21 protein-coding genes and 1 pseudogene are annotated in these 24,609 nt (G+C 44.7%); 7 read left to right on the forward strand and 15 right to left on the reverse strand.

Going from position 1 to position 24,609, the window contains the following annotated elements:
* Positions 1-253: 253 nt before the first annotated feature.
* Positions 254-1,846, reverse strand: a complete 1,593-nt coding sequence (locus tag AB6N04_RS13920) for a sigma 54-interacting transcriptional regulator (protein ID WP_369308896.1) — start codon at positions 1,844-1,846, stop codon at positions 254-256.
* A gap of 426 nt (positions 1,847-2,272) precedes the next feature.
* Between AB6N04_RS13920 and hydN the strand changes: the two genes are divergently transcribed.
* Genes hydN through hybG form a run of 3 tightly spaced genes read left to right on the forward strand, consistent with a single transcriptional unit; the run spans position 2,273 to position 3,467 of the window.
* Positions 2,273-2,821 carry an electron transport protein HydN gene (hydN, locus tag AB6N04_RS13925; RefSeq protein ID WP_369308897.1) on the forward strand — a complete coding sequence of 183 codons (549 nt, stop codon included), beginning with the start codon at positions 2,273-2,275 and terminating at the stop codon, positions 2,819-2,821.
* A 10-nt stretch (positions 2,822-2,831) separates the two neighbouring features.
* On the forward strand, positions 2,832-3,173 hold the full coding sequence (hypA, locus tag AB6N04_RS13930) for a hydrogenase maturation nickel metallochaperone HypA (protein ID WP_369308898.1): 342 nt from the start codon (positions 2,832-2,834) through the stop codon (positions 3,171-3,173).
* Between the two features lie 21 nt (positions 3,174-3,194).
* Positions 3,195-3,467, forward strand: a complete 273-nt coding sequence (gene hybG, locus AB6N04_RS13935) for a hydrogenase maturation factor HybG (RefSeq protein WP_369308899.1) — start codon at positions 3,195-3,197, stop codon at positions 3,465-3,467.
* Between the two features lie 92 nt (positions 3,468-3,559).
* Here hybG and AB6N04_RS13940 read toward each other — a convergent pair whose 3' ends face one another.
* The 14 genes and pseudogenes from AB6N04_RS13940 to AB6N04_RS14005 form a co-directional block, all read right to left on the reverse strand.
* On the reverse strand, positions 3,560-4,654 hold the full coding sequence (locus AB6N04_RS13940; protein ID WP_369308900.1) for an acyltransferase family protein: 1,095 nt from the start codon (positions 4,652-4,654) through the stop codon (positions 3,560-3,562).
* 5 nt (positions 4,655-4,659) lie between these two features.
* The gene (locus AB6N04_RS13945; protein ID WP_369308901.1) at positions 4,660-7,197 is read right to left on the reverse strand and encodes a penicillin acylase family protein; all 2,538 of its coding nucleotides are present in this window, start codon (positions 7,195-7,197) and stop codon (positions 4,660-4,662) included.
* A gap of 151 nt (positions 7,198-7,348) precedes the next feature.
* Positions 7,349-7,480 (reverse strand): hypothetical protein, encoded by a 132-nt coding sequence (locus tag AB6N04_RS13950; protein ID WP_369308902.1) that lies wholly within the window; start codon positions 7,478-7,480, stop codon positions 7,349-7,351.
* Positions 7,481-7,570: 90 nt separating this feature from the next.
* Positions 7,571-8,032 (reverse strand): hydrogenase maturation peptidase HycI, encoded by a 462-nt coding sequence (hycI, locus tag AB6N04_RS13955; protein ID WP_369312118.1) that lies wholly within the window; start codon positions 8,030-8,032, stop codon positions 7,571-7,573.
* 162 nt (positions 8,033-8,194) lie between these two features.
* A pseudogene (locus tag AB6N04_RS13960) lies at positions 8,195-8,566 on the reverse strand (formate hydrogenlyase maturation HycH family protein); the annotation flags it as partial.
* Complete coding sequence (locus AB6N04_RS13965; RefSeq protein WP_369308903.1) at positions 8,559-9,341, reverse strand: NADH-quinone oxidoreductase subunit B family protein; 783 nt, start codon at positions 9,339-9,341, stop codon at positions 8,559-8,561. The pseudogene AB6N04_RS13960 and the gene AB6N04_RS13965, both read right to left, overlap by 8 nt.
* On the reverse strand, positions 9,341-9,889 hold the full coding sequence (gene hyfH, locus AB6N04_RS13970) for a hydrogenase 4 subunit H (protein ID WP_369308904.1): 549 nt from the start codon (positions 9,887-9,889) through the stop codon (positions 9,341-9,343). Before hyfH ends, AB6N04_RS13965 begins: the two co-directional genes overlap by 1 nt.
* 14 nt (positions 9,890-9,903) lie before the next feature.
* Positions 9,904-11,637, reverse strand: coding sequence for an NADH-quinone oxidoreductase subunit C (locus AB6N04_RS13975; protein ID WP_369308905.1), 1,734 nt, complete (start codon positions 11,635-11,637; stop codon positions 9,904-9,906).
* A gap of 1 nt (position 11,638) precedes the next feature.
* A complete protein-coding gene (locus tag AB6N04_RS13980; protein WP_369308906.1) occupies positions 11,639-13,219 on the reverse strand; it encodes a hydrogenase 4 subunit F in 1,581 nt (526 codons plus the stop codon).
* A 4-nt stretch (positions 13,220-13,223) separates the two neighbouring features.
* A complete protein-coding gene (gene hyfE / locus AB6N04_RS13985; RefSeq protein WP_369308907.1) occupies positions 13,224-13,874 on the reverse strand; it encodes a hydrogenase 4 membrane subunit in 651 nt (216 codons plus the stop codon).
* 12 nt (positions 13,875-13,886) lie between these two features.
* The gene (locus tag AB6N04_RS13990) at positions 13,887-15,329 is read right to left on the reverse strand and encodes a hydrogenase 4 subunit D (protein ID WP_369308908.1); all 1,443 of its coding nucleotides are present in this window, start codon (positions 15,327-15,329) and stop codon (positions 13,887-13,889) included.
* A 13-nt stretch (positions 15,330-15,342) separates the two neighbouring features.
* Positions 15,343-16,293 (reverse strand): respiratory chain complex I subunit 1 family protein, encoded by a 951-nt coding sequence (locus AB6N04_RS13995; protein ID WP_369308909.1) that lies wholly within the window; start codon positions 16,291-16,293, stop codon positions 15,343-15,345.
* Positions 16,294-16,304: 11 nt separating this feature from the next.
* Complete coding sequence (gene hyfB / locus AB6N04_RS14000) at positions 16,305-18,320, reverse strand: hydrogenase 4 subunit B (RefSeq protein WP_369308910.1); 2,016 nt, start codon at positions 18,318-18,320, stop codon at positions 16,305-16,307.
* A 1-nt stretch (position 18,321) separates the two neighbouring features.
* Positions 18,322-18,939, reverse strand: a complete 618-nt coding sequence (locus AB6N04_RS14005; RefSeq protein WP_369308911.1) for a 4Fe-4S dicluster domain-containing protein — start codon at positions 18,937-18,939, stop codon at positions 18,322-18,324.
* A gap of 709 nt (positions 18,940-19,648) precedes the next feature.
* Between AB6N04_RS14005 and AB6N04_RS14010 the strand changes: the two genes are divergently transcribed.
* The 4 genes from AB6N04_RS14010 (at position 19,649) to AB6N04_RS14025 (ending at position 24,606) form a co-directional block, all read left to right on the forward strand.
* Positions 19,649-21,052 (forward strand): cytochrome c peroxidase, encoded by a 1,404-nt coding sequence (locus tag AB6N04_RS14010; RefSeq protein ID WP_369308912.1) that lies wholly within the window; start codon positions 19,649-19,651, stop codon positions 21,050-21,052.
* Between the two features lie 345 nt (positions 21,053-21,397).
* Positions 21,398-22,348 carry a 2-keto-3-deoxygluconate permease 1 gene (locus AB6N04_RS14015; RefSeq protein ID WP_369308913.1) on the forward strand — a complete coding sequence of 317 codons (951 nt, stop codon included), beginning with the start codon at positions 21,398-21,400 and terminating at the stop codon, positions 22,346-22,348.
* A 10-nt stretch (positions 22,349-22,358) separates the two neighbouring features.
* A complete protein-coding gene (locus tag AB6N04_RS14020) occupies positions 22,359-23,633 on the forward strand; it encodes a four-carbon acid sugar kinase family protein (RefSeq protein WP_369308914.1) in 1,275 nt (424 codons plus the stop codon).
* Entirely contained in the window at positions 23,623-24,606 is a 984-nt protein-coding gene (locus AB6N04_RS14025) for a D-threonate 4-phosphate dehydrogenase (RefSeq protein ID WP_369308915.1), read from the forward strand. Before AB6N04_RS14020 ends, AB6N04_RS14025 begins: the two co-directional genes overlap by 11 nt.
* Positions 24,607-24,609 lie beyond the last annotated feature (3 nt).

Here is a 24,609-nt window from a genome sequence, read left to right on the forward strand (position 1 = left end):
ATGGTTGACATTAAGCCATTGGCTTTTTTATTTGGTTAATTAACAATAATTATATTAATAAATTATTGATAATTTGTTATTCAATCTGTTTTTAAAAATAATTATTTTTTTTAATACATTTAATAACAATAATAATGTTTAAATATAAATAATAATGAATTTCATTAAGAAATGTATTTTCTATTTTTTATTACTTATAATTATGTGCAAATAATTATGTGCTCGCTAACGAATATAATCAAAAAATAGAAAATTAGAATAAATCTTGAACCGAGATGCCTAAGCGCTGCATTCGCGATAATAATGTGGTGCGTTTTAACCCTAGGCGAGTAGCAGCCCCCCTCGCCCCTGCCACCACACCATTCGTTGCACGTAGTGCTGCAATAATTCTATCCCGCTCTTCGTCATCACTTTCGGGGGCCCCCGTTTGCATGCGCTTTTCTATGGCGCTGGTTTTTTCGAAGGCATTTTTAAGGCGTGATGGCTTAGGAATATTGAGTTCATGTAATTGTAAATTCAAGGTATTTCCTCGAGTTAAAATTACAGCTCGCTCAATGACATTTTCTAATTCTCGCACATTACCCGGCCACGGATATAACGATAACTGCGCAAGAGCATCACGCGGGATACACTCAATTTTACGGTTCATACGCTGAGCAATTTTTTGTGTAAAATGGGTAGCAAGTAACGGAATATCTTCAGGTCGTTCCCGCAGCGGTGGAATAATAATAGGGAAAACATTCAGCCGATAATAGAGATCCTCGCGAAACTCACGCTCTTCAGTCATGCCTTTTAAATCACGATTGGTTGCTGCAATCAGGCGTACATCCACAGGAATAACTTTATTGCCACCAATGCGTTCAATCTCACGCTCTTGCAGTACACGAAGTAATTTTGGCTGTAATTCTAATGGCATATCGCCAATTTCATCTAAAAAAAGCGTGCTCTTATCCGCCATTTCAAAGCGGCCAATGTGGGTGGTGGTTGCCCCAGTAAATGCTCCTTTATCATGACCAAATAAGTCACTTTCCAATAAACCAGACGGAACAGCAGCACAATTCATTTTAATGATCGCACGACGGTGGCGATCACTTAAACGGTGAATAGCGCGAGCAATCAACTCCTTACCTGTTCCGGTTTCCCCTAAAATCAGCACGGTGCTGTCGCTGCGTGCCACCAAATCCACTTGATCGAGCACATTGCGCATTGCGGCGCTCTGAAAAATGATTTCGCTGAAGCTTTCATTGCGGTGGATCTGCTCATTCAGCCAGAGGTTTTCATTTTTTAAACTGTCTTTCAAGCGTGTAATTTCACCATACGCCGCCGCATTATCCACCGCAATCGCAAAACGCGCCGCAATCTGCTTAAGTAAATTGCAGTTATCGTCGGTGAAAATGCGGGTATCTTCATGGGATAACATTAAAACCCCCAAGGGTTTATGATTAAATGCCAACGGCAATAATAAGGTTTCTGTCATCCCTTGGGCGCAAACTTGTTGGTACAGTGGGTCTTGAGTTGAGCGGTCAAGTGTCAAGCGCATAGATTGATTGTTTTCAAGCACTTGCGTTAAGTCAGGGTGTAATTCGTTTAAATGGTATTGGGTCTTTTCAACGGGTTTACCGCGACGATAATAACTTGAATAGCATAGATAGACCGCCGAACTATAATTATCACATAGGGCGATGCTAATTTGGCTAATACCGAAAAAACGGTAAATCTCCCGAGAAACTTCTGCAACTAATCCATCCATTTCTAAATGCGATAAGACGGAATTAGTAATATCTACCAGTATTCGATATTGGTCGCGTTCATGGCGTATACGTTCATTGCTTTCAGAGATCCCCACAAATACCCCATTCTTTTTTTATCATTTCCTTGAGATGTTATAAACACTCAAACTAATGGCCATTGATATAATTAAATATCAATACGACACCAAATATGATTATTGTAATGACTCTTAAAGGAAAATAATATCATTGACTGATTTAACTTTGATCCAATCCCCTATTTTTTTATTATTAATTAAACTGTAATATATATTTCTATATAACGATTAAAATTCCACTTCGTCAATATTGTCGAAAACGTGACGAATCGTTTTTTCCACTACAAATAAAATATCTCTTTATTTATTAATACACTGATTTCACTGGATTTAATTATTTTTTCAATTTGGCACGATCCATGCTTATACCTGAGTATCTAAATTGAAAGCAATTACATCGGAACGTTGAATGTATTGTCATCATCTATCATTCAGGAGAGTAGGATGAACCGTTTCATCATTGCAGATCCCAAAAAATGCATTGGCTGCCATACCTGTGAAGTCGCGTGTGTGGTGTCCCACCAAGAACAAGAAACGGGGATCGCCACTGTTATCAAAGATGAATTTTTTCCACGTATTCACGTATTAAAAGGCTATACCGTCAGTACTGCGGTAGTATGCCGCCAATGTGAAGATGCCCCGTGTGCCAATGTATGTCCAAACGGTGCGATCAGCCGTAAAGACGATTTTGTCTATGTCGACCAATCAAAGTGCATTGGTTGCAAAACCTGTGTGATCGCCTGCCCTTACGGCACCATGGAAGTGGTCAGTCGCCAAATCGATCAACAAGTGACCGCCCTGAATACTATTCCACAATATCGTGCTGAGGCACATAAATGCGATTTATGCCATACCCGCGAAGCTGGCCCTGCCTGTGTGGAAGTGTGCCCAACAGAAGCGTTAATGATTGTTGATAGAAACCGTATGGATGAGATCGTTAAAGAGCGTCGACGCCGCGCCGCCTTTGAAATCCCACCAGATATCTTACTGTAAGGAGCGTGCGATGCATGAGGTTGCACTATGCCAAAATGCCTTTGAGATCATTGAACAGCACGCCAAGCAGAATCATGCACACCGAGTTACAGGGGTTTGGCTTGAATTAAGCGCAGTCTCTTGTATCGAAGAGTCCGCCGTGCATTTTTGCTTCGATATTATTTGCCGTAACACCCTTGCCCAAGGGGCTGCGCTCCATGTATCTATTGTGCCTGCTCAGGCACAATGTCGCGATTGTCGGCGCACAATCCAGATCACCCAGTTTGAGGCCGGCTGTCCACACTGTGGCAGCCGGAATTTGCACATTGACAGCAGCGGCAGTATGCAGGTCAAACAGATTGAAGTTGAATAAGACGATGTTTAGGAGTTTATTATGTGTTTAGGCATCCCCGGAAAAGTCGTCGGCGTAGGTAGATCGCCGATGGATACCGCGCAAGTTGAAGTCTGTGGCGTCAAACGCGATGTGAATATTGCGCTGGTTTGTGAAGGGGAAACCGCCACAATGATCGGTAAGTGGGTACTCGTTCACGTGGGTTTTGCCATGAGTATCATTGATGAACAAGAAGCCCACGATACCCTTGCGGCCTTAATGGCGATGGAAGAAGTCGAGGAAGACGTTGGCTACTTTTTACGAGGTAATGCTTGATAGGTAATACCATTTGGCATTGACTGAGTTGCTTTACGCTATTCCCCCGCCTTAATATCGGCGAGGGCTTTGCGTTTTTTCCGTCGCGCTAACTAAAATGGTTTCAACCTTTCCACATAGCGCCCAACCAATAACCCGATCAACATGATCCCTAAAGCAATTAAAAATGTGCTGATAATTAACAACCACATATTTTGATAAACATAAGGTTGTACAATACCATAGGCAAAAATCAGTAACGGAAAATGCAAAATATAAATCGTATAAGAACTTGGCGTGAGTTGCTTACCCGGCAAGTAAAAACGCACGTAATGAAAGCTCATTAAATAAAAGAGGTAGCAAAAGCTAATTCCACATAAAGTGCCATACAACGCCAGCAGATACCGTTGCTTATCAAAATAGAATGGAAAGTAACAATAGCCACCAACCGCGAACCCAATTAATAACAATGTGATCAGGCTATAGCTGGTCACGATTGTTTTTCGCTTCAATTTGTATTGATGATTATGTAACAGTGCGGCAATCACACCACTACACCAAATTAAGGCATACAGAAAAAACGTATAGTTTAATACACTCAATACAATTAATAACAAAATTCCTATATTGGCACAACACCGGTTATTCGGCACCATAAGTAAGGCAAATAAAGTGTAAAACCAGATCTCAAAGGGTAATGACCAAAATGCAAAGTTACTTGGTGGCGTATCAGTAATAAAACCATTCACAAATAACAATACCCCCATAAAGCTCTTAACATCTAATGCCATGCGAGCCTGCGTCATGGTATCGCTAATAATATTAATTTCTCGGCTTCCAGTCGCAAAGAAATAAGGGGCGATAAAATATAGAATAAGTAAAATAATACAGCCTAAATAAAAAGGCGGTAAAATCCGATTTATTCGTGAAATGGCATATCGTTTCACAACGAATCGATTATTTTTTTGAATATTATAACTAGCTGATTTACATATCAAAAAACCACTTAATGCAAAAAATGCCATCACACAGCTATGACCAAACAGATATAGCGGTAACATCACCCCTGGCCATACCGGATATAAAAACACCAAATACGCATGACCAAAGAGTACCGTTGCTGTACAAAAGCCTCGAAGCATATCGAGTTGCTCTGAAACATCCGAGTCAATTGGTGTGAAACGCTGAAATAACTTATTCGATATCATTCGCTTTAATCGGCTCGTGTTGAAATAGCTTGAGGCACAAACTGTAAAACCTTACTGCTGTACCATTTGGCTTGCCCTTGCGCACTAAAGGGAAGGTTTTGATATTGGCCACTTAACCAATCTTCAATATTATCGGAATAATGTGGACTGGCTGGATTTGCGGATTGTCCCGTATTGTTCATTACCCATATAGAGTCTGGTTGGCTAAAATCCACAATCAAACGCATTGCCGGGATCAACAACGTATCAAAATTAGCGCCCATACTGTAACTTGCTATATTTACCGTATTCAGATTGCCACCCGCAGGATAAGGCCCGCGATCTAGATAACTAGCGAGTCGCTCAATGGTTCGTCGCTGTTGTTTTGGCAAATATGCCGCCATTTGTGACGACAAGCTGTTCCATTTATATCGATGTAATTGTCCCCATTCCCAGCGTGAATAGTCTTTACCTAACTGCTGCTCCCCTTGCTGATGTGCCATTGCCAGTGAGTAAGCGATAATCGATGCTTTACCGCTGCGAGCGCGAGTCGCTTTTTGCCAAAAAGGACTGGTCTTAATCCCTTGATCATTTTGAAAAAGTAAATGATCTGCTTGAGCTGAATAAGATTTAGAACTTTCAATAAATGCCTTCCAAGCCTGCGGAGAATGCGCAAACTTATCGGCAAACAGTTGCTGACTAAAATTGGCTAAAAATAAGTTATACAACGCAGCGCCAGCACTATTTGCATGTAAATAACCGTCAAAAGCGAATAAACGTTGCTGCGCGAGTCGGGCCTGTTCTTGCTCCGGTTGCGGCATCTGAGAAATAGCCGTTTCTAACTCAGGTTCCTTTAAATAGTGCTGCAATTTGGCAACCATCGGATCTAACTGGTCATACTGTATCTGTTGCATCGTCGCAACATCATGTTGACGCGTCCCATTCAATAATTCAGAAATTCGCTCGAAACGTTCTGGATGTGCCCATGTTTGTGAAAAATTAATGGGATAGTCTTTCTCAACCACTCGCTGGTTAGCTGTCGCAAGCCACGCACTACGGTGCTTAATTGATGAAGGATAATCTTGGTTAGATACTGTCCCAATCCAGTCATATTCGCCATTCCATCCCGGAGAAGGAAATAACCCCAGCCCCATTTTGCGTAGTGGATAACTCCCTGTCAGTTGCCAGCCAATATGTTGTTTGTCGGCAAACAACATATTGACAGAAATAACTTTAATTTCTTTTGCTAATTCAATCGCTTGAGTCACTTGTTTTTGTTTGGGGATCTCCATCAGCGCATTGATACTAATATCATCTTTCTGTGGCATCAGGGTACTCAGGGCTATGCCATATTGAGATTGCACCTCAAGAGGTTGCAGTAGATAACTTTGTTCTTTCAGTGACTCATTGAGTAACGTGCCATGCTGCGTATGATAGATATTTTCCACAACATCGGGTTTACCTCTTAGATGAAACACCGCTTGTGTCTGTTTAACTGGGTACCATTTTTGTTGATATAAGTATTCAAACCCGCTATCCGTTTTTCTTATTTGCTCTAAAAACAGGTCTTGGTTATCCGCCATCACCATGGTATAGCCCCAAGCCAAATCAGGTGTTCCACCCAATACAATGGCAGGGATCCCCGGAATTGCAGCGCCAGCCATAGCTAATTCAGGCGTATCAATTTGAATAAAACTCCACAACGATGGCAAACCAATTGGAAGATGCGTATCGTTCGCCAGTAATGTCCCATTATTTTTCGTAAGATCACGGGTAACAGCCCAGTTATTAGATGCCATAACATCATGAAAATTAATATTTTTTAAAGATTGACTGGCAAGTGTTAGCGGTTCTATTTCAGGCGCTAATGGGCGCAAGTCTAACCCCTGTAGTTTTTTCGCTTCTTGATGGGGAAGCGGCTCATCGGGATAGGTAGGAAATAACCAAGGAAGCAGGTTTGCATCTAATTGTTGGGCGATAATTAAGCTATCTATCTCTTCGTGTAGGTTGCCTGCCAAGCCAAAATTAGCAAGAGATAAAATAAGGATTGCGTCATCAGGTCGCCATTTGGGTACGTTATAATTAGCAGCTGATAAATCCATAGGCAGCTTATCTTGATGACTATCAAGCCAAGCGTTTACCCCATTTGCATACGCTTCGAGGTAACGGCGGTTTTGAGGGCTAACATTATGATATAAGGTATCTGCCGCTTCGCGAAAATGCATTTTACGCATAAAACTGTCAATACCAATGGCTGGTTCACCCAGATACTCCGTTAAACGCCCTTGTGCGGTTAGCCGCATTAATTCCATATGACTAATGCGTTCAGATGCGTGAACATACCCCCATACCAGATAAACATCTTCAAGGTTTTCCCCTTTAATTAAAGGAACGCCCATTGAATTATAACGCACGCTAACGGGGGATTTTAATCCCGCCAAGATAACCTGGCCTTCTGTTTTTGCAAGGGTGTCCGCATAGTAATGATTGAGTAAACTATGGCAACCTGAAAGTAAGAATAACCCGCTGATTAAAAAAGATAAAAGTAATCCCTTACCCCGCATTATTAGCTCCATGGGTTGAATTTTGTTCATGAGCCATTATAGGTGTGATTAAGTGAAATTAAATAAGGGGATTCTTATCGTGAGGCGAAAGAGTAATAAGCGGTAGAATCGAACACTACCGCCTGATGTAGATGGATAGAAACAAAATTTATTAATCACCTTTTTTGTGATTATGCGGTTTTAGATCAGGATGCTTGTCCTTGTTTTCAGGGGCAACCCTTTGCCTTTTATCCTTTTCTCCAGTCGTTTTTGCGATTGGCTTTGGACCCGTTTTAATCCCCATACACTCTCCTCTATTTTCAATAGACGCGGTGAAATCCTGCTAACCAATTGGGATTAACCCAAACATCAATAAAAGAAACTATTTTTTCCTTTAGCAGCCTTCTTCGCCTTCAAACACACGAAACTCACTTAGAGACTGCCCATTAGCAAGCGCTTGATAAACTTGCTGCACAGCAGCAACGACAGGCTCTGTCATCGGCAGATAAAACCCCACTAAATCAGGTTGAATACCTAAGAAAACAATCTCTTCGATATCCTCTTTTAATTGGTCGATTAAAAAATTCAGCGGTAAATTATGAGTGCTCATAATAAACATTTCTGCGATATCATCAGGGTCAATAATCCGTATTTCCCCCGGCGCTAAACCAATATCTGCCGCATCCACAATTAATAAACGCTGGGGTTTTAATGCGCGCACTTGGTGCGACACACTTTCAGGGCTGCTCCCACCATTAATCCCTTGCCAACCGTCAATCGGATTGGCTTGCATTAAATCGAACAACATCGGACCCGCACCATCGTCCCCCATCATGCTATTGCCCACAGCTAACATCAGGTTTTGCGCAGGCGCTTGATGTGGTGCGGGCGATGGATCTTTTAAAAAAGGTTCATCGACGAATGATAGGGAACTTTGTCTAGTTGTATGACCCGCCCCCTGCCGTTTCACAATCAAATAAATCGCCGGTTCACGTTCAATTTCCCCCAATAGCCGAATTAAGGTTTCGCTCCAGCCTTGGTAAGGGGAGTGCGGATCTTTGGCAAAACCGTCTAATGCCAATGCCAACATATTGGTATGAGTGGCGTCGATATTAATTTCCCCAAAGGTAATTAACCCTTGTAACTTGCGGCGAGCCTCCCCCTCCGGTAACGCTTGTACCCAAGATTGATAACCTGACAGCGGGCAAACTAACTCGGTTTTCAAGCAATCAATCATCCCAACGTGGTGACCAATTGCTAACGAGTAATACATCACCTGCTGGGCATCTTCAGGAATATCATCATCACTGTCGACAAATTTTTGGCGTAAAGACCAAAAAAAGACTTCGCCATCCGTTGGCAAAGGGCTAGCCGAAGCAGGACTAGTCATGAATGCCTCCTTGCTTCAACACAGCGACTAATCGGTTAACAATGTCACGCAGACGGGGATCTTGCTCTTCATTCAGCCACGTTTGCAATGTCGTTTGAACTTGATCAGGACTTGCCCCTTCCAGTAAGGATAAAAATCGATCACTGATTTCGCGACCTTGGTAATAACCTGCTTGTCGGCGTGCTTCACGTTCGATCATCACCCGAGTCGCTAAAGGAATGGATGGTAAAAGAAGCTCCACGCGCTCCCCTTCTGCCTCATGATGATCTTGTGCTGACAATTTTTGCTTCAGTAACCCAAGCGCGACCGCAAAACCATAAATAGTGGCGGCAGGTGTAGGAGGACAACCCGGGATCCACACATCGATAGGCACGATATGTTCACTGCCGCCCCACACGCAATACAAATCATGGAAAATACCGCCACCACAACCACACGCCCCATAAGAGATACAAATTTTTGGATCAGGTGCCGACTCATAAGCGCGCAATGCGGGCATGCGCATCGCACGAGTGACAGCCCCAGTAAACAGTAAAATATCTGCATGGCGTGGCGACGCAACGACCTTGATACCAAAACGTTCTGCATCAAAAACAGGGGTAATTGCCGAGAAAATTTCGATTTCACAACCATTACAACCACCGCAGTCAACACGGTACACATAGGCGGAGCGCTTGATGTCTTTTAGCAGTGTGCTTTTCAGTTTCGCCACGTGTTCATCAAGTTGGAGAGGTTGGCTAACATGATGATTAATAGGAATATCTGGTAGACTCATTATTTATCTCCCTCAATGTGCAAGCGGAAATTTTGGCGACCATTGTTCAGTAAATTATTTTTTTGTTTGCAAGATGGGCAGGTTTCATACATCGGGCGTAGCGCTTCAATAGCGCTTTCTTCGATACCTGACGCCACCATTAACGCCATCGCATAATCTACCGATTTTTTAGGCGCAAATGCTTCGCCACATTGACGGCAATGTTGTAATCGAAAAGTCCCTTTCATGTACAAGTCTGCCTTGTTCATGACCGCCGTTTCGAACTCTTCCGTTAAATGGATCGCACGAGTTGGACACACCTCTTCGCAACGTGCACAGTATATACAACGCCCAAGAAATAACTGCCAACGGCGCTCACCACTTTCTAAGTCAGTTTCCATGGTTAATGCATTGGCAGGGCACGCCGAAATACACGCGCCGCAAGCGATACATTGCTGAGGATCATATTCAGGTTTACCGCGAAATCCGTGTGCGACTTCGAGGGGCTTGAACGGATATTTCACCGTCGCTGCACCTGCGTTTTGAAGGGTTTTAAATAGTTTAAACATAATATGCCCTCCGCCTATTTCATTATCGACTGTTTACGGTCGATGCTGTGCTGCTCAAGTTCTTTGTATGCCACGGTTTTGGCTTTGCGTTTTTTCACATCCACCAGCGTCACACGGTCGGTACAAGAGTAACAAGGGTCAAGACTACCGATGATCAACGGCGCATCGGAAACCGTATTGCCTTGCAACATATAGCGCAGTACAGGCCAATTGGCATAAGTTGCCGCACGGCAGCGCCAGCGGTACAGTTTTTGGTTATCCCCTAACATACTCCAGTGGACATCTTCCCCACGCGGCGCTTCGGTATAACCCAGCGCAAATTTATGTGGCTGGTAGGTAAAGCCTTCCGTGAGGATTGGCCCTTCTGGCATGTTATCCAGCGCATATTCAATCATCGACAGAGAGTCCAACGTTTCTTTAATACGCACCATTACTCTTGAATACACATCGCAACCATCAAGACTGAATAAGGTTTTTGGTAGATTGCCATAATCCGCAAATGGGTGGTCAAAACGCACATCGCGTTTAAAACCACTCGCACGGATCATTGGTCCCACAGGGCTGTAATCGCGAGCAACTTGTGGCTCTAGACGACCCACACCCACAGTACGCTGCTCCATATTCGGCGTGCTCAATAACATATCCACTAATTGCGTGACATCGCGGCGCATCTCTTGGACTAACTGAATGGTTTTCACACGCTGTTCTTTGAGGAAATCACGGCGAACACCACCAATCAAGTTGGTGCCATAGGTTTTGCGCGCCCCAGTCAGCAATTCCGCCATGGTCATGGACTTTTCACGTACGCGGAAAAATTGCATAAACCCCGTGTCAAACCCGGTAAAATGGCTGGCTAAGCCGATATTCAATAAGTGGCTGTGAAGGCGCTCAACTTCTAAAAGTACGCTGCGAATGGTGTGCGCCCGTTGCGGTACATAGATACCCAGTGCATTTTCCACCGAAGAGGTGTATGCCACGCTATGGGTGAAGCCGCAGATACCGCAGACACGATCGGATAAAAACGTGACTTCGTTATATCCCATACGGGTTTCCGCCAGCTTTTCCATCCCACGATGGACATAGAACATGCGGTAGTCCGCATCAACAATGCGTTCGCCATCAACAAATAAGCGAAAGTGTCCCGGTTCATCAGAGGTGATATGCAGCGGGCCAATTGGCACCACGCGGCTTTGGGTTTTACTGTCGTTGATAAACTCGTAGGTTTCCGTGTCTGTGGTGGGTGCTGGGCGTTGGCGATAATCCATCGTGTCTTTGCGCAGCGGATATAAATCTTCAGGCCAATCATCGGGTAAAACCAAACGGCGTTCATCAGGTAAACCAACAGGACGCAGACCGTACATATCACGGATTTCCCGCTCCCCCCATACCGCTGCGGGTACACGTGGCGTGACCGACGGAAATTCTTGGGTAATTGGGTTAACAAACGCTTTCACCGTCACCCAGCATTTCTCCCCCTCTTCCATTGATAATGCGTAATACACCGCAAACTGACCATTAAGTGGGCGCTCATCATTGCCCCATAAAACAGGCAACCACCCGCCGCAGCCGTAGTAAAGGAACTCCACCACCTCAGGCAGCATATCTGTTTTCACCGTGATGGTGAGCTGGTTAGCGGTTTGCCACTCTTGTTCTAGCACCGCATGCGGAAATTTCTCACGCACTTGTGTCAGGTAGCCAACGCCTTTACGAACGCCTTGAAGGGTATCTGTATAGTTCTGATAGCTCACGTTATTTCTCCTGCACTGATGCTGTCGAGGCACTCACACCCCACGGCCATTGGTAATGTAATTGAGTTGATTCTGCTGATGCTGCCGCGCTATCGGTTAATACAATAGTGGCGGCATTTTCTAATAAACGGCTAACTGGCTGCGGAATATGCGTCCCCATCACTAACATCAATACGATGAGAATGGCCATTGGCAGTGTGGTTAATAGCCCTAACTCGCCACGAGACACACAATCCGGTTGTTCCCCAAATAAGGTTTTCGAAATCATGCGCACCAATCCGCCTAATACGATGGTGATTAATACTAAAACCAGCAGTGTGAGCCAAAAATGGTTCGCCGCAATCCCTGCCACCACAATCATGAATTCACTGAGGAAAATATTGAATGGTGGCATACCACCCAGCGCTAACGCGCCCCCGGCAAATACCACGGCCGTAAATGGCATTGTACGCAGTAAGCCTTTCACTACGGTGATATCCCGCGTGCCATATTTCAGTAAAACATTCCCAGAACCGCAGAACAGCAGGGTTTTACCCAAACTGTGGTTTAGAGTGTGCAGCAAAGCGGCCAACACGCCTAATGGTCCCCCGATGCCTAATGCCACGGCTATTAGCCCCATATTTTCCACACTGGAATAGGCCAGCAGACGTTTCATGTCTTTTTGCACTAAGATAAAGAACGCCGCGACCGCCACTGAGAGTAAGCCAAATACAAGAAGCAGTGTCTGAGTGAATGCGCCACCGATCGCTGAGGTCACGATGATGTAATAGCGAATAATGATAAGCAGCGCGCAGTTAAGCAGCACCGCAGAAAGTAATGCAGACGTTGGGCTTGGTGCTTCACTGTGCGCATCGGGTAACCAAGCGTGCATTGGGAACAAACCCGTTTTGGTACCAAAACCAATCAACACAAAGACAAACGCTAAGTGCATCAAGGTGGGATCAAGTAACTCGGTGTATTTCAGTACCTCTGTCCAAAAAATGGCCAACTCAGGGTTTGGCATCACATTGACTGCGTTCGCATACACCAAAATCGTACCGAACAGACCAAACGCTACCCCTACGCTACAAATAATGATGTATTTCCACGCCGCTTCCAATGAAGAACGCTGCCCATAAATACCCACTAAGAAAGCCGAGCTGAGCGTGGTTGCTTCCACCGCCGCCCACATTAAGATCAGATTATTACTGGTGATCACCAATAACATGGTGAATAAGAAGAGATGGAAGAAACCGTAATAATGACACAGCGTTCTTACACTAATTTCCCCGTCTGCCACTTCATGGTTCATATAGCCGATGGAATACAGACCGGTTAAGAAGCCGACAATCCCTAAGATGGCGAGAAACAACCCTGCCAGACTATCTAGGTGGATCCAATATCCTGCCATCAGTAAATCACCGACCTCACTGATGGTGTTGACCATCCACAATGACAACACCAATAGCGCGACAATACCAACAGTATGCACCAGTGTGACTGCGAATTTTGCGCCGCTACCCAGTAAGCGGCATGCAAAGGCCAGCAGTGAAATTACTAGCGGCGTTGCCATTAATAACGTTAACAACATGCTTTGACTCATCTCATCACCCCTTCAGCGCGGTCAGTTGATCCACGTTCAGTGTGTTGAGCGTGCGATAGATTTTACGCGCCAGTACCGCCATGATAATCACGGCAAAAATCGCATCGGTAGCGATACCAATTTCCACCAGCTCCGGCGCTTTGTAAGCGAGTAAGGCCAAGGTCAGGTGAGAACCGTTTTCCATCAAGCAGTACCCAAACGCCTGTTTGAGAATATTGCGCTGCGTGACGATGCACAGTAGGCCTAACATAAAGTGACCGAGGGAAACCGCCAAGGCGGGTTTAAGCTCAGTAGCAATCGGCAGTTTGATAGGTTCGACCACAAACCAGCACAGCACCACAATCACCGCCGCTGCTAACATCAACCATGCTGGGCTAATTACCCCACCATTGGCAGATGGATCTGACAGTTTGCGAAATGCATAACCTAAAATCACCGGTACTAAAATCACTTTGGTAATCAACGCCGAACCCGCCCACATAGCTAATTCAGGAGCATCGAGGGTCTGGGATAAGGTGCCAAAAATCGCCACTAATACTAGCGATTGCAAGGCATAGAACCAGCACGAGGCCACAGGGCGTTTCACCCCAATAACTAACAGCGAGGTGATCATCATCAATCCCGCTAAATTATTCACAATCATGGAACCAGTCATACTCTCTCCCCCTTAACCGAGCCAGATGACAGCGATGACACTCGAACAGAAGGACATCACGATCAGTAAACCAATCACCCACTGCATCGCCCATGGCACAGCACTACCATTCGCCACTTCTTCACTTGGCTCACCGGGCACCACTTTGCCAAACCAGTACAGCAGCCATGCAAAGCTAGCGACGGACTCAATCAACACCAACACCATGATTGGCGTCAGGATCCAGAAGTGTTCGGAAAGGGCGAAGCCTGCCGCAAAGATAGGGAATTTACTGAAGAAACCGTTAAGCGGTGGTACACCAGCAATGGCCAGTGCGGCAACGCAAAACCCAACACCCAATAGTGGGTAACGTTTTGCTAATCCGCGTAAACGTGGCAGCATCCGTGTTCCGCAGCTATAACTGAGCGCACCCGCGACAAGGAAGAACAAGCTTTTGGCAAAAGCGTGGTTGAAGATATAGGCGATTCCGCCTTGGAAAGCCTCTTTCGACCCAAATACAGATAAAGACAGCGCCAAGAAGATATAAGCCAGTTGGGTGATTGTTGACCATGCCAGCAGACGTTTCATGTCTTTTTGCGGCAAGTACATCATAAAACCATAAACCAACGTGATGACGGCCATCACCACACCCACCCAACCAATGATTTCCGGCACATGATCAGAAGACATTAAGCTACGGGCAAAGATATACACCCCAACCTTCACCATCGAAGCCGCATGTAAGTAAGCACTCACTGGGGTAGGTGCCTCCATGGCATCGGGTAGCCAAGCTTGTAAAGGAAGTTGGGCTGATTTCCCCCATGCAGCAAATAAAATACCGCCAAACACCATTAAACTTGCTGGCTGATTGAGCTGACCGATAGCACTCAAGGCGAATGTGCCTGTGTTAATAAATAAGGTGGCAGCGGCCAAATACAGCCCTAACGAACCGATATGGGTAATCAACAGCGCTTTCATGGCACTGCGTTGGGATTTCTCTGTCTGGTAATACCCAATCAGTGCCCAAGAACATCCTCCCGTAATTTCGAAGAACACCAACTGACCTAAAATGGTGGAAGATAACACCACTCCCGCCATTGCACCGATAAATACCAGTAAAAATGCATAGTAGCGGCGAGTAGGCCCATGGGCGTGTTCACGATTTCCTTCGGTTAAATAACCTGTTGAATATAAACAGATTAAAAACCCCAAAAATACGACAGCAAAAGCAATTAAGGTGCTAACGCCGTCAATGGTGAAACCAAATAACTCGACCTCACCAGCTTGGACAAGCACCAGCGAGGTGGCGACTTTACCGCCTGATAAATACAACCAGCCGAGGATCCCCGTACCGATTGAGGCAATTAGCGCAACAAGGGTACTCAACCACGGTGCCATGCGGGTGGGTAAGCTACTCACCAGTAACGCGCCAATAAATGGAATAAGTAGCGTGGCGAGTGCAATATTTTCTAACATGCTGTGTCGCTCCTTATAGACCGGTGAGATAAAAAACGAATCCGAGTGCTGCAACACCGAATCCTAACCAAGTCACATGGTGCGTTAGTAAGAAACGACCACGCGCCAAACTGTTTTCCACCAACGACGCCAGTACAAAAATCACCAGTAATTTCACCAGCAATAGCACCAACGCCATCAGCAGGCTGCCTACCGTCAACACACTGGCATTACCAAATGGGAAAAAGATAGATAAAAACAGCACGGCAACAATAACTTGTTTGAGGCCTATGCCCCACTTCACCAAGGCTAAGCCTGAACCTGAATACTCCGTTAATGGCCCTTCTTGTAGCTCTTGCTCCGCTTCGGCCACATCAAACGGGATTTTCCCCATTTCAATAAAAGTGGCAAAACCGCAAGCTAACAGCGCTAAAAAAGTGGCGGTGGGCGAAATCCAACCTTCACTCATCACCGAACTGATCGTGCCGATATTGGTTGAGCCGGCGATCAGTGCCACCACCAATAGGCCAAGGAATAAAATCGGTTCAACTAACACCCCAAGAGTCAGTTCACGGCTTGCCCCAATCCCTGCAAATGGGCTACCTGTGTCTAAACCGGAAAGTGAAAAGAAAAAACGAAAGAGCGCAAAAATATACAGCACGATAATTAGGTCACCCGCACCACTAAATAACGAGTTCAAGGTGAAAACGGGTAAAGCCATCGCTAACAACAACATGCTGCCAAGCAGCACATACGGCATGATGCGAAAAATGATCCCAGAATCACGTGGCGCAACAGACTGGCGTTTTAGTAACTTGGTGATATCGCGATAATCCTGCCAAATACCTGGGCCTTGGCGCGAATGCATTTTGGCGCGAATTTGCCGTGAAATACCGGTAAATAATGGCGTTAGCAGCAGCAAAATCACGGCTTGGATTACGGCAAAGAACCCCATCATCAATGTTGGTGCTTCTTGAATTGTCATGGTTTCTCCCCCTACGCCGCGATCACGACAAGCAACACCACCAACGCAGCAACAACATACAGGCAGTACAGCCTGAAGTCTCCGCCTTGTAAGCACTGCATGCGCTTCGCGATCCGATTAATACAACGGACAAATGGGTAAATAATCTTCTCATCCCAGAAAGGCTCAACATTACCCGCCCCTGTTTTCGTCATCTCTAAGGTTTGCGCTAAACGATCCGATGGGTCGAGTTGCTCACGCATACGGTAAAGCGGTGCAAACATAGAACGCAGCGGTTGAGTAAAGCCCCCCGCAGACACTGACATGTCTTTTTCCCATGCATAACCACACGCCCACGCATCCCCTTTGCGGCGATAGCTCATTTGCTTGCCTTTGAACACCAGATAAATAATGAAAGGAATAAGCGGTAAAGCGAGTAACAGAACGAAAGTCATCGCTGGGGAAATCATTGCTTGTGCTGCGCTATCAGGCATTAACATCGCCCCTTGGGCAACCGTGATATCTGTTGCACTGGTTAATGACATCGCCACATTCGCCAATACAGGGGCAATCACACTAGCCCCCACGCCTAAAATGACGCAGATAGCGGCTAAAACCAGCATGGCTGCGGTCATTGTCCAAGGAACTTCCCGTGCTTTTGTCGCTTGTTCACTGCGCGCACCGCCACAGAAACTCACACCATACACCTTGACAAAACACATCGCCGCCAGCGCCCCTGTGATGGCTAACATCACGATGGCGATAGGACCACTGATACGCATGATGAATGTGCCTTCATGGCTCATTGAGAAAAGGGATTGATAGGTGTACCACTCACTAACAAAACCGTTTAAGGGGGGTAAAGCAGAAATCGCCATACAGCCGATTAAAAAGGCGGTTGCCGTCAATGGCATTAATTTGGCTAATCCCCCCATTTTTTCCATATCGCGGGTATGTATACGATAAATCACCGCCCCTGCGCCTAGGAACAACAGCCCTTTAAATACCGCGTGGTTAAGCAGATGGTAAACCGCGCCGAGCAGACCTATGGTCGCGAGTACCGGCATATTATTTGCCATACCGACCATACCAACGCCGACACCCATCAAAATAATGCCGATATTTTCAACGGTATGCCATGCTAGCAAGCGCTTAATGTCGTGCTCCGCCAGTGCATACATCACACCAAGAACAGAAGAGACAGCACCAAAGGCCAACACCACAATGCCCCACCAACCTTGAGTTGCACCTAGCAAGTCGATAGCCACTTTGCTGATCCCAAAAATACCGATTTTCACCATTACCCCTGACATCAACGCGGAGGCATGTGACGGTGCTGCGGGGTGAGCTTGTGGTAACCAACTGTGTAATGGAAGCATCCCTGCTTTGGCACCAAAGCCAAAAAATCCCAATAAAAACACTATCGATGCCATCGTTGGCGAAAGCGTAAGTTGACGGAAGGAGTCGAAGTCTAAGCTGCCACTTTGTCGCCACATTAAGAAGAACGCTATCATGATCAAGATCGAACCCGCATGGGCGATAAAGAAATACAGCAAGCCAGCGCGAATGGATTTGTCATCTTGATCAGCAATAACGAGGAACCAAGATGCGAGTGACATCATTTCAAATAAGATAATGAAATAAAACGCATTATCCATCACCACCAGCGCCACCATGGAGGCGATAAAGATATTGAGGAAGAAGCCCATGCTCCAAGCCCCACGTCCACAATACTCCTGAACATAATTCAATGAATATAGGGCGCTGACGGTAACCAGCAACGAAATCACCATCACCATAAAGGCGGCTAAGCCATCCATCCGAACGACAAAATGAGCAAATGGGAACGGCCCTTGTGCCATATACGTCAGGACTTCACCATTCATTAAAACTGGAATGGCGCTAAACAACCCTAATAAGCCACCGATAATCGCCGAAATCCCTGCCACATAAATGGCGATTTTTTCTTGGCGCTTAAACAGCAACGAGGCAAACCCACCGACGGTATATAACGCAATTGACCACAAAAGTAATTGAAGCGCTGTCATGTTAGAGGTTCTCCTGCCGTGAGACAAAAATGTCGAACTCTGGCGGCATTGCATCGACAGACGCATTGCGGCGTTTCGCACTTTCGTTTTCCAATTGGCTTTCCTCAACCAGATGGAGGGCATCCGTTGGGCAAACCTTCACACATGCAGGTCCATTTTCGCTAAAATCACATAAATCGCATTTCACGGCGATATTGCGAATGCCCGCATTCCACGCTAAAAATGGGTTCATGGTCGGTAAACTGTCTGGTACATCAAGCAGCATCTCTTTCGGTACATATTGCTCAAAGAAATCAGGCATATTGACAGGTTTACTACCGGATGGTGTGATCGCCCCAAACGGACACACCAAGCCGCACAGCTTACAACCAATGCACAGGCTCTCATTCAACACGATCATGCCATTGTCATGTGTAATCGCGTTCACTGGGCACACCCGCGCACACGGTGCATCGTCACACTGACGACACAACATCGGGGCGGTTAGCTCTCCTACTTTCACCACATTTAGTCTCGGATGTGATTGTAATCCCTGTGCCTTGTGTGTTTCTGAACAGGCTGCCATGCAGGTATTACATCCGATACATAATTGCGGGTCGGCAATCACAAAGCGATTCATTCGCCTTACCCTCCAATCAAATTGGTCGAATTATTAATATTGATATAGCTGTCTTAGCATATTTCATGCCATGATTATTTTTATTAATTATCAATTAGTTAACTAAATAAAAAAGGAAGATCGACACTAATGACGATAAGATTGGAGGGTAAATGCTCTTATCGACACTCGCTTGTCGTGGGAAAATATCTTGAGAAAATATGTTTAAACGGGGGAATTTACTGATTTTCACTATTTCGCTGTGATGGGATAAAAATAAAACACCATTTTCGTCTTATTATTTTTTGCTTTACACTTTATTTATTTCTTTATTTTATTCATTTTAAATAGGCATTTAATTTACAACAAAGATAAAACTGACCTTAAGTTATATAAAAAACGGTTAAAATTACTTAAATTATTTGAAATAATAACGAAGTCATCATTACTGACTTGTCAATAATAAATGATGATTTAAAATAAAAACGAAATTATGAAAAAATAAATAATCCATTAAAATCAAAGCAATAGATAGAAAAAATCATTATAAAAATATATTTTAATTCCATTGATAGGCAAATCTTATTTCAGCAATCGATTAAACCAATGGACATCATTGATAAAAATCAAGAACAAATTCACTTTAATTATCCATCATAGTCCGGCTGTAGGATTATATTAACTAAAAATATTTAACTATATTTGACCGCAATCTTCCAAGGATAGTGTAATGAAAAAACTTACTCGCATTACGGTCGCTGTCATATTTTTACTTTTACTCGGTTACTTTGGGTTATCGGGATATGTGTGGTACCACGATGATCAACGAAGAAAAAATAATGACATTCAGACATCTAAAATTGCAGAAAATAATCAAGTCCTCCAATTCTTTGCTGAAAAAGGATGCGATTACTGTCACACGCCGTCAACGGATTTACCTGCTTATGCCTCATTTCCAATTGCTAAACAATTGATGGAATACGATATTCAGCTCGGTTATAAATCCTTTAACCTTGAAGCTGCCCGCGCTGCATTAATTGCGGGAGAACCCGTTCCTCAGAGTGAATTAAATAAAATTGAGTGGGTGATGCAAAACCACACAATGCCACCAACACGCTATGTCGCACTGCACTGGGCTGGCAGCGTGAGTGACGAAGAGCGCACTAAGCTACTGAGCTGGATTGCGAAGCAACGTGCAGAGCATTATGCCACTGAAGATACCGCTGCTGAGCACCGCAACGAACCAATCCAACCTATCCCTAAATCACTAAAAGTAGATGATAAGAAAGTGGCGCTAGGTTTTCGCCTATACCACGATGCGCGTTTATCTGGCGACAGCACCATTTCTTGTGCTCACTGCCACGCGCTGAACGCGGGTGGGGTTGATGGTCGTAAGACTTCTATTGGTGTTGGGGGTGCCGTTGGCCCAATCAACGCACCAACAGTATTTAACGCCGTATTTAACGTCGAGCAATTCTGGGATGGTCGTGCTCCTGATTTACAGGCACAAGCCGGAGGACCGCCATTGAACCCAATTGAAATGGCATCTAAATCATGGGATGAAATCATTGAAAAACTGGATAAAGACCCGGTATTAAAACAGGATTTCAATGCCGTTTACCCTGAAGGGTTCACGGGCGACAACATCACCGATGCTATCGCGGAATTCGAAAAAACGTTAATCACCCCAGACTCACCATTCGATAATTGGTTACGCGGTGACAACACGGCACTGACAGCGCAACAATTGCATGGTTATCAGTTATTTAAAGAGAATAAGTGTGCAACATGCCACGGCGGCATTATTCTCGGTGGTCGTTCTTTCGAACCATTAGGCTTGAAGAAAGACTATGAATTTGGTGAAGTCACCGCACAAGACATTGGTCGTATGAATGTGACTTCTGACGAACGCGATAAACTACGTCAGAAAGTCCCGACACTGCGCAATGTTGAGTTAACCGCCCCATATTTCCACCGTGGCGATGTGGCAACCTTAGATGAAGCCGTCAAACTGATGCTACGCTACCAAGTGGGTAAAGAATTGCCACAAAAAGATGTCGACGATATTGTCGCCTTCCTGAAGAGCCTAACGGGGGTTTACACACCCTATGTGCAACAAAGTGAAGCACAATAGTCATTAATTGAACAAAACCTAAATAGCACTGTAAGCGTTGACTACAGTGCTATTTTTTTGTCAGTTTAGCCTTCCCCCATAACCAAAGACCCAATCTTCATAACACACTATTCGCCCCCCTCGAAAATGATTATTTTCAATCAAAACATATTGGTTATGATTAATAATCATCACGATAATCAATAAAACCATCATAAGAATAAGATAAAAAACCAATAAAGTCGGAATTAACCCTATAAAAAACACGAATACGTACTATTGGTCAAATTGCGATCGCGATCACTGTCAATTAATAATGATTAAATATAATCAAAATGACTAAAATAAATCATGGCGGAGAAAACCATGCAGATAAAAAAATCAATCGAACGTATTCCCGGTGGGATGATGGTTGTCCCATTAGTGCTCGGTGCTTTAATCAACACCTTTGCTCCTCAAGCCTTAGAAATAGGTGGCTTTACGACTTCATTATTCAAAAACGGTGCCCCAGCGCTAATTGGCGCATTTTTGCTATGTATGGGGGCAGGAATTAGCTTTAAAGCTGCTCCCCAAGCCTTATTACAAGGTGGTACTATCACTCTTACTAAACTCGTCGTTGCCATTGCTATTGGCCTTAGTGTCGATTATCTATTTGGCATGGAAGGGATATTTGGATTAACAGGCGTTGCCATTATTGCTGCAATGAGTAATTCAAATGGCGGGTTATATGCCGCACTTGTTGGAGAATTCGGTAATCAGCGTGATGTGGGTGCAATTTCCATTTTATCCCTCAATGATGGCCCATTCTTTACCATGATTGCATTAGGTGCAGCAGGCATGGCCAATATTCCACTAATGGCACTGGTTGCGGTCTTGATCCCGCTTGTCGTCGGGATGATCCTGGGGAACCTTGACCCACAAATGCGCGATTTTCTAACTAAAGGCGGACCAATCCTGATCCCATTTTTTGCCTTTGCACTAGGCGCTGGTATCAACCTTGATATGTTACTACAAGGTGGCTTAGCTGGGATTTTATTGGGCGTGTTAACCACATTTGTTGGTGGTTGGTTCAATATCCGTGCTGATCGTCTTGTAGGGGGATCAGGAGTTGCGGGGGCAGCGGCATCCAGTACCGCAGGTAACGCCGTGGCAACACCGCTTGCTATCGCTCAAGCCGATCCTTCTTTAGAAACTATCGCCTTAGCCGCAGCACCATTGATCGCAGCTTCCGTGATCACCACAGCAATATTGACTCCCATTTTGACGTCATGGGTAGCGAAACGCCAACAAGCAAAACAACCGCAAGCCGCTGAATAAGGAGCCGAATATGAAACTTCTCGTCATTGCGGATGATTTTACGGGGGCAAATGACACAGGTGTACAATTTGCGAAAAAACAAGCGCGTACTGAAATTTTATTGGATAGCCAACAAAAACACTCATGGTTTGCTGACGTGGTGGTACTGAATACGGAAAGCCGCGCACTAACACCAGAAAATGCCTCGGAAATCATCCGAGGTAGCATCAAGCCCTTTTTGACTACACCACAGCCCCCTATTATTTATAAAAAAATCGATTCAACATTTCGAGGGAATATTGGCGCAGAAATTGAAACAATCATGAAAGCAGCGCAGCTATCAGTGGCAATTGTTGCAGCGGCTATTCCTGCGGCTGGGCGTACAACCGTTAATGGGGAATGCCTCGTCAATGGTGTTCCTTTGCTGGATACCGAATTTGCATCTGATCCAAAAACCCCAATTATTTCATCACGCATCAAAACTATCATAAACCACCAATCAAACCTTGGTGTACAAGAAGTGGACTTAGCGGTCGTTCGCAGTTCCCATTTGCAACAAAATTTACAGGAACTCGCGGCAAAACAACCCGTAGTTATCGTTATTGACGCCCAAAATGATGATGATCTTAATTTGATCGCAGAAGCTACCTTAGCACTCAATCAACCTTGTTTGTTAGTCGGTGCCGCGGGATTTGCTAATGCTTTACCAAAACACAGTTATACACAAGAACGTAGTGAACTACCTCTATTTATCGTTGCGGGTTCGATGAGTAGCGCAACGATTGAACAAGTCAGTTATGCACAAAAGCACTGTAACGCTAGTGTGATTGATGTTGAAATGAAACAAATCATTGACGCTGCCACAAGCGAGGACTATATGGCGGTGTTGATAAAGAAAATAGGTCAAGAATTAAACCAAAAAAAACATACCATCATACGTACATGCCGTGATGTTGAAGAACGTCATCATATTGATGACTTGTGCTCAACTTACGGTTTAACGCGTAATGAATTGGGAAAATCTGTCAGCAATTTCATTAGCTTGCTGACATTAAATACGCTGTCTGTTGCCAGCATCGGGGGTCTTTTTTTAACAGGTGGAGACATTGCGATTGCAGTTGCCAACACCTTGGGCGCTAAAGGTTATCGGATCCAATCAGAGGTTTTGCCCTGTATTCCATGTGGCACCTTTATTGATAGTGAGATAGATGATTTACCCGTCATAACTAAGGCGGGCGGATTCGGTCAAATCACAACTTTATGCGAAGCAATCAAATACATCGAGGAAGTTTATCGTGAAAAATAATGTTGTCGCCATTACGATGGGTGATGCTGCGGGTATTGGCCCTGAAATTATTATTAAATCATTAGCTGAGGGAGAACTCGTAGGAGCACCTGTCGTCGTCATTGGTTGTGCGGCGACCTTCCAACGGCTAATCAATTTAGACATCGTTCCGAAAATCACTATTAATGTGATAAACCAAGTCAGTGAAGCACAATTTGCTGAAGGAGTGATTAATGTCATTAATGAACCATTAGAAAAGCCCGAAACGCTAATACCAGGCAAAGTACAAGCCCAATCTGGGGATCTGGCTTTTCGTTGTATCAAACGAGCAACCGAATTAGCACTCGCTGGGGAAGTCAAAGCGATTGCAACTGCGCCTTTAAATAAAGAAGCATTACATTTAGCAGGGCATAACTACCCTGGTCATACTGAATTACTTGCACAACTCACCAACACCAAAGATTACGCAATGGTGTTATATACTGAAAAATTGAAAGTGATCCACGTCACGACTCACATCGCTTTACGAACATTTTTAGACACCTTAAACAGTGAGCGCATTGCAACAGTAGCACGTATGGCGGCACAATTTTTACAACGTGTTGGTTATGACAAACCTCGTATCGCCATCGCAGGCGTTAATCCGCACGCAGGGGAAAATGGCTTATTTGGTAATGAAGAAATCGTATATTTACAACCTGCTATAAAACAGGTAAGGTCTGAGGGTATTGATGTTTATGGTCCTTGTCCGCCGGATACGGTGTTTTTACAAGCTTATCAAGGGCAATATGACATTGTTGTTGCCATGTACCATGATCAAGGGCACATCCCATTGAAATTATTAGGTTTCTATGATGGTGTCAACATCACGGCTGGTTTACCTTTCCTACGTACCTCTGCGGATCATGGAACCGCATTTGATATTGCATGGACAGGTAAAGCAAATCCTGAGAGCATGGCTATCTCCCTTAAATTAGCAATGAACGTAGTGTAACCA

Source organism: Providencia rettgeri (assembly GCF_041075285.1).
GTDB classification, from domain to species: Bacteria; Pseudomonadota; Gammaproteobacteria; order Enterobacterales; family Enterobacteriaceae; genus Providencia; species Providencia rettgeri_G.

What these genes read in the sequence shown, in the direction of transcription:
- hydN (WP_369308897.1), top strand. Translation starts at nt 2,273, where the DNA reads ATGAACCGTTTCATCATTGCAGATCCCAAAAAATGCATTGGCTGCCAT.
- hypA (WP_369308898.1), top strand. Translation starts at nt 2,832, where the DNA reads ATGCATGAGGTTGCACTATGCCAAAATGCCTTTGAGATCATTGAACAG.
- hybG (WP_369308899.1), top strand. Translation starts at nt 3,195, where the DNA reads ATGTGTTTAGGCATCCCCGGAAAAGTCGTCGGCGTAGGTAGATCGCCG.
- AB6N04_RS13940 (WP_369308900.1), bottom strand. Translation starts at nt 4,654, where the DNA reads ATGATATCGAATAAGTTATTTCAGCGTTTCACACCAATTGACTCGGAT.
- AB6N04_RS13945 (WP_369308901.1), bottom strand. Translation starts at nt 7,197, where the DNA reads ATGCGGGGTAAGGGATTACTTTTATCTTTTTTAATCAGCGGGTTATTC.
- AB6N04_RS13950 (WP_369308902.1), bottom strand. Translation starts at nt 7,480, where the DNA reads ATGGGGATTAAAACGGGTCCAAAGCCAATCGCAAAAACGACTGGAGAA.
- hycI (WP_369312118.1), bottom strand. Translation starts at nt 8,032, where the DNA reads ATGTTAGCTGTGGGCAATAGCATGATGGGGGACGATGGTGCGGGTCCG.
- AB6N04_RS13965 (WP_369308903.1), bottom strand. Translation starts at nt 9,341, where the DNA reads ATGAGTCTACCAGATATTCCTATTAATCATCATGTTAGCCAACCTCTC.
- hyfH (WP_369308904.1), bottom strand. Translation starts at nt 9,889, where the DNA reads ATGTTTAAACTATTTAAAACCCTTCAAAACGCAGGTGCAGCGACGGTG.
- AB6N04_RS13980 (WP_369308906.1), bottom strand. Translation starts at nt 13,219, where the DNA reads ATGAGTCAAAGCATGTTGTTAACGTTATTAATGGCAACGCCGCTAGTA.
- hyfE (WP_369308907.1), bottom strand. Translation starts at nt 13,874, where the DNA reads ATGACTGGTTCCATGATTGTGAATAATTTAGCGGGATTGATGATGATC.
- AB6N04_RS13990 (WP_369308908.1), bottom strand. Translation starts at nt 15,329, where the DNA reads ATGTTAGAAAATATTGCACTCGCCACGCTACTTATTCCATTTATTGGC.
- AB6N04_RS13995 (WP_369308909.1), bottom strand. Translation starts at nt 16,293, where the DNA reads ATGACAATTCAAGAAGCACCAACATTGATGATGGGGTTCTTTGCCGTA.
- hyfB (WP_369308910.1), bottom strand. Translation starts at nt 18,320, where the DNA reads ATGACAGCGCTTCAATTACTTTTGTGGTCAATTGCGTTATATACCGTC.
- AB6N04_RS14005 (WP_369308911.1), bottom strand. Translation starts at nt 18,939, where the DNA reads ATGAATCGCTTTGTGATTGCCGACCCGCAATTATGTATCGGATGTAAT.
- AB6N04_RS14010 (WP_369308912.1), top strand. Translation starts at nt 19,649, where the DNA reads ATGAAAAAACTTACTCGCATTACGGTCGCTGTCATATTTTTACTTTTA.
- AB6N04_RS14015 (WP_369308913.1), top strand. Translation starts at nt 21,398, where the DNA reads ATGCAGATAAAAAAATCAATCGAACGTATTCCCGGTGGGATGATGGTT.
- AB6N04_RS14020 (WP_369308914.1), top strand. Translation starts at nt 22,359, where the DNA reads ATGAAACTTCTCGTCATTGCGGATGATTTTACGGGGGCAAATGACACA.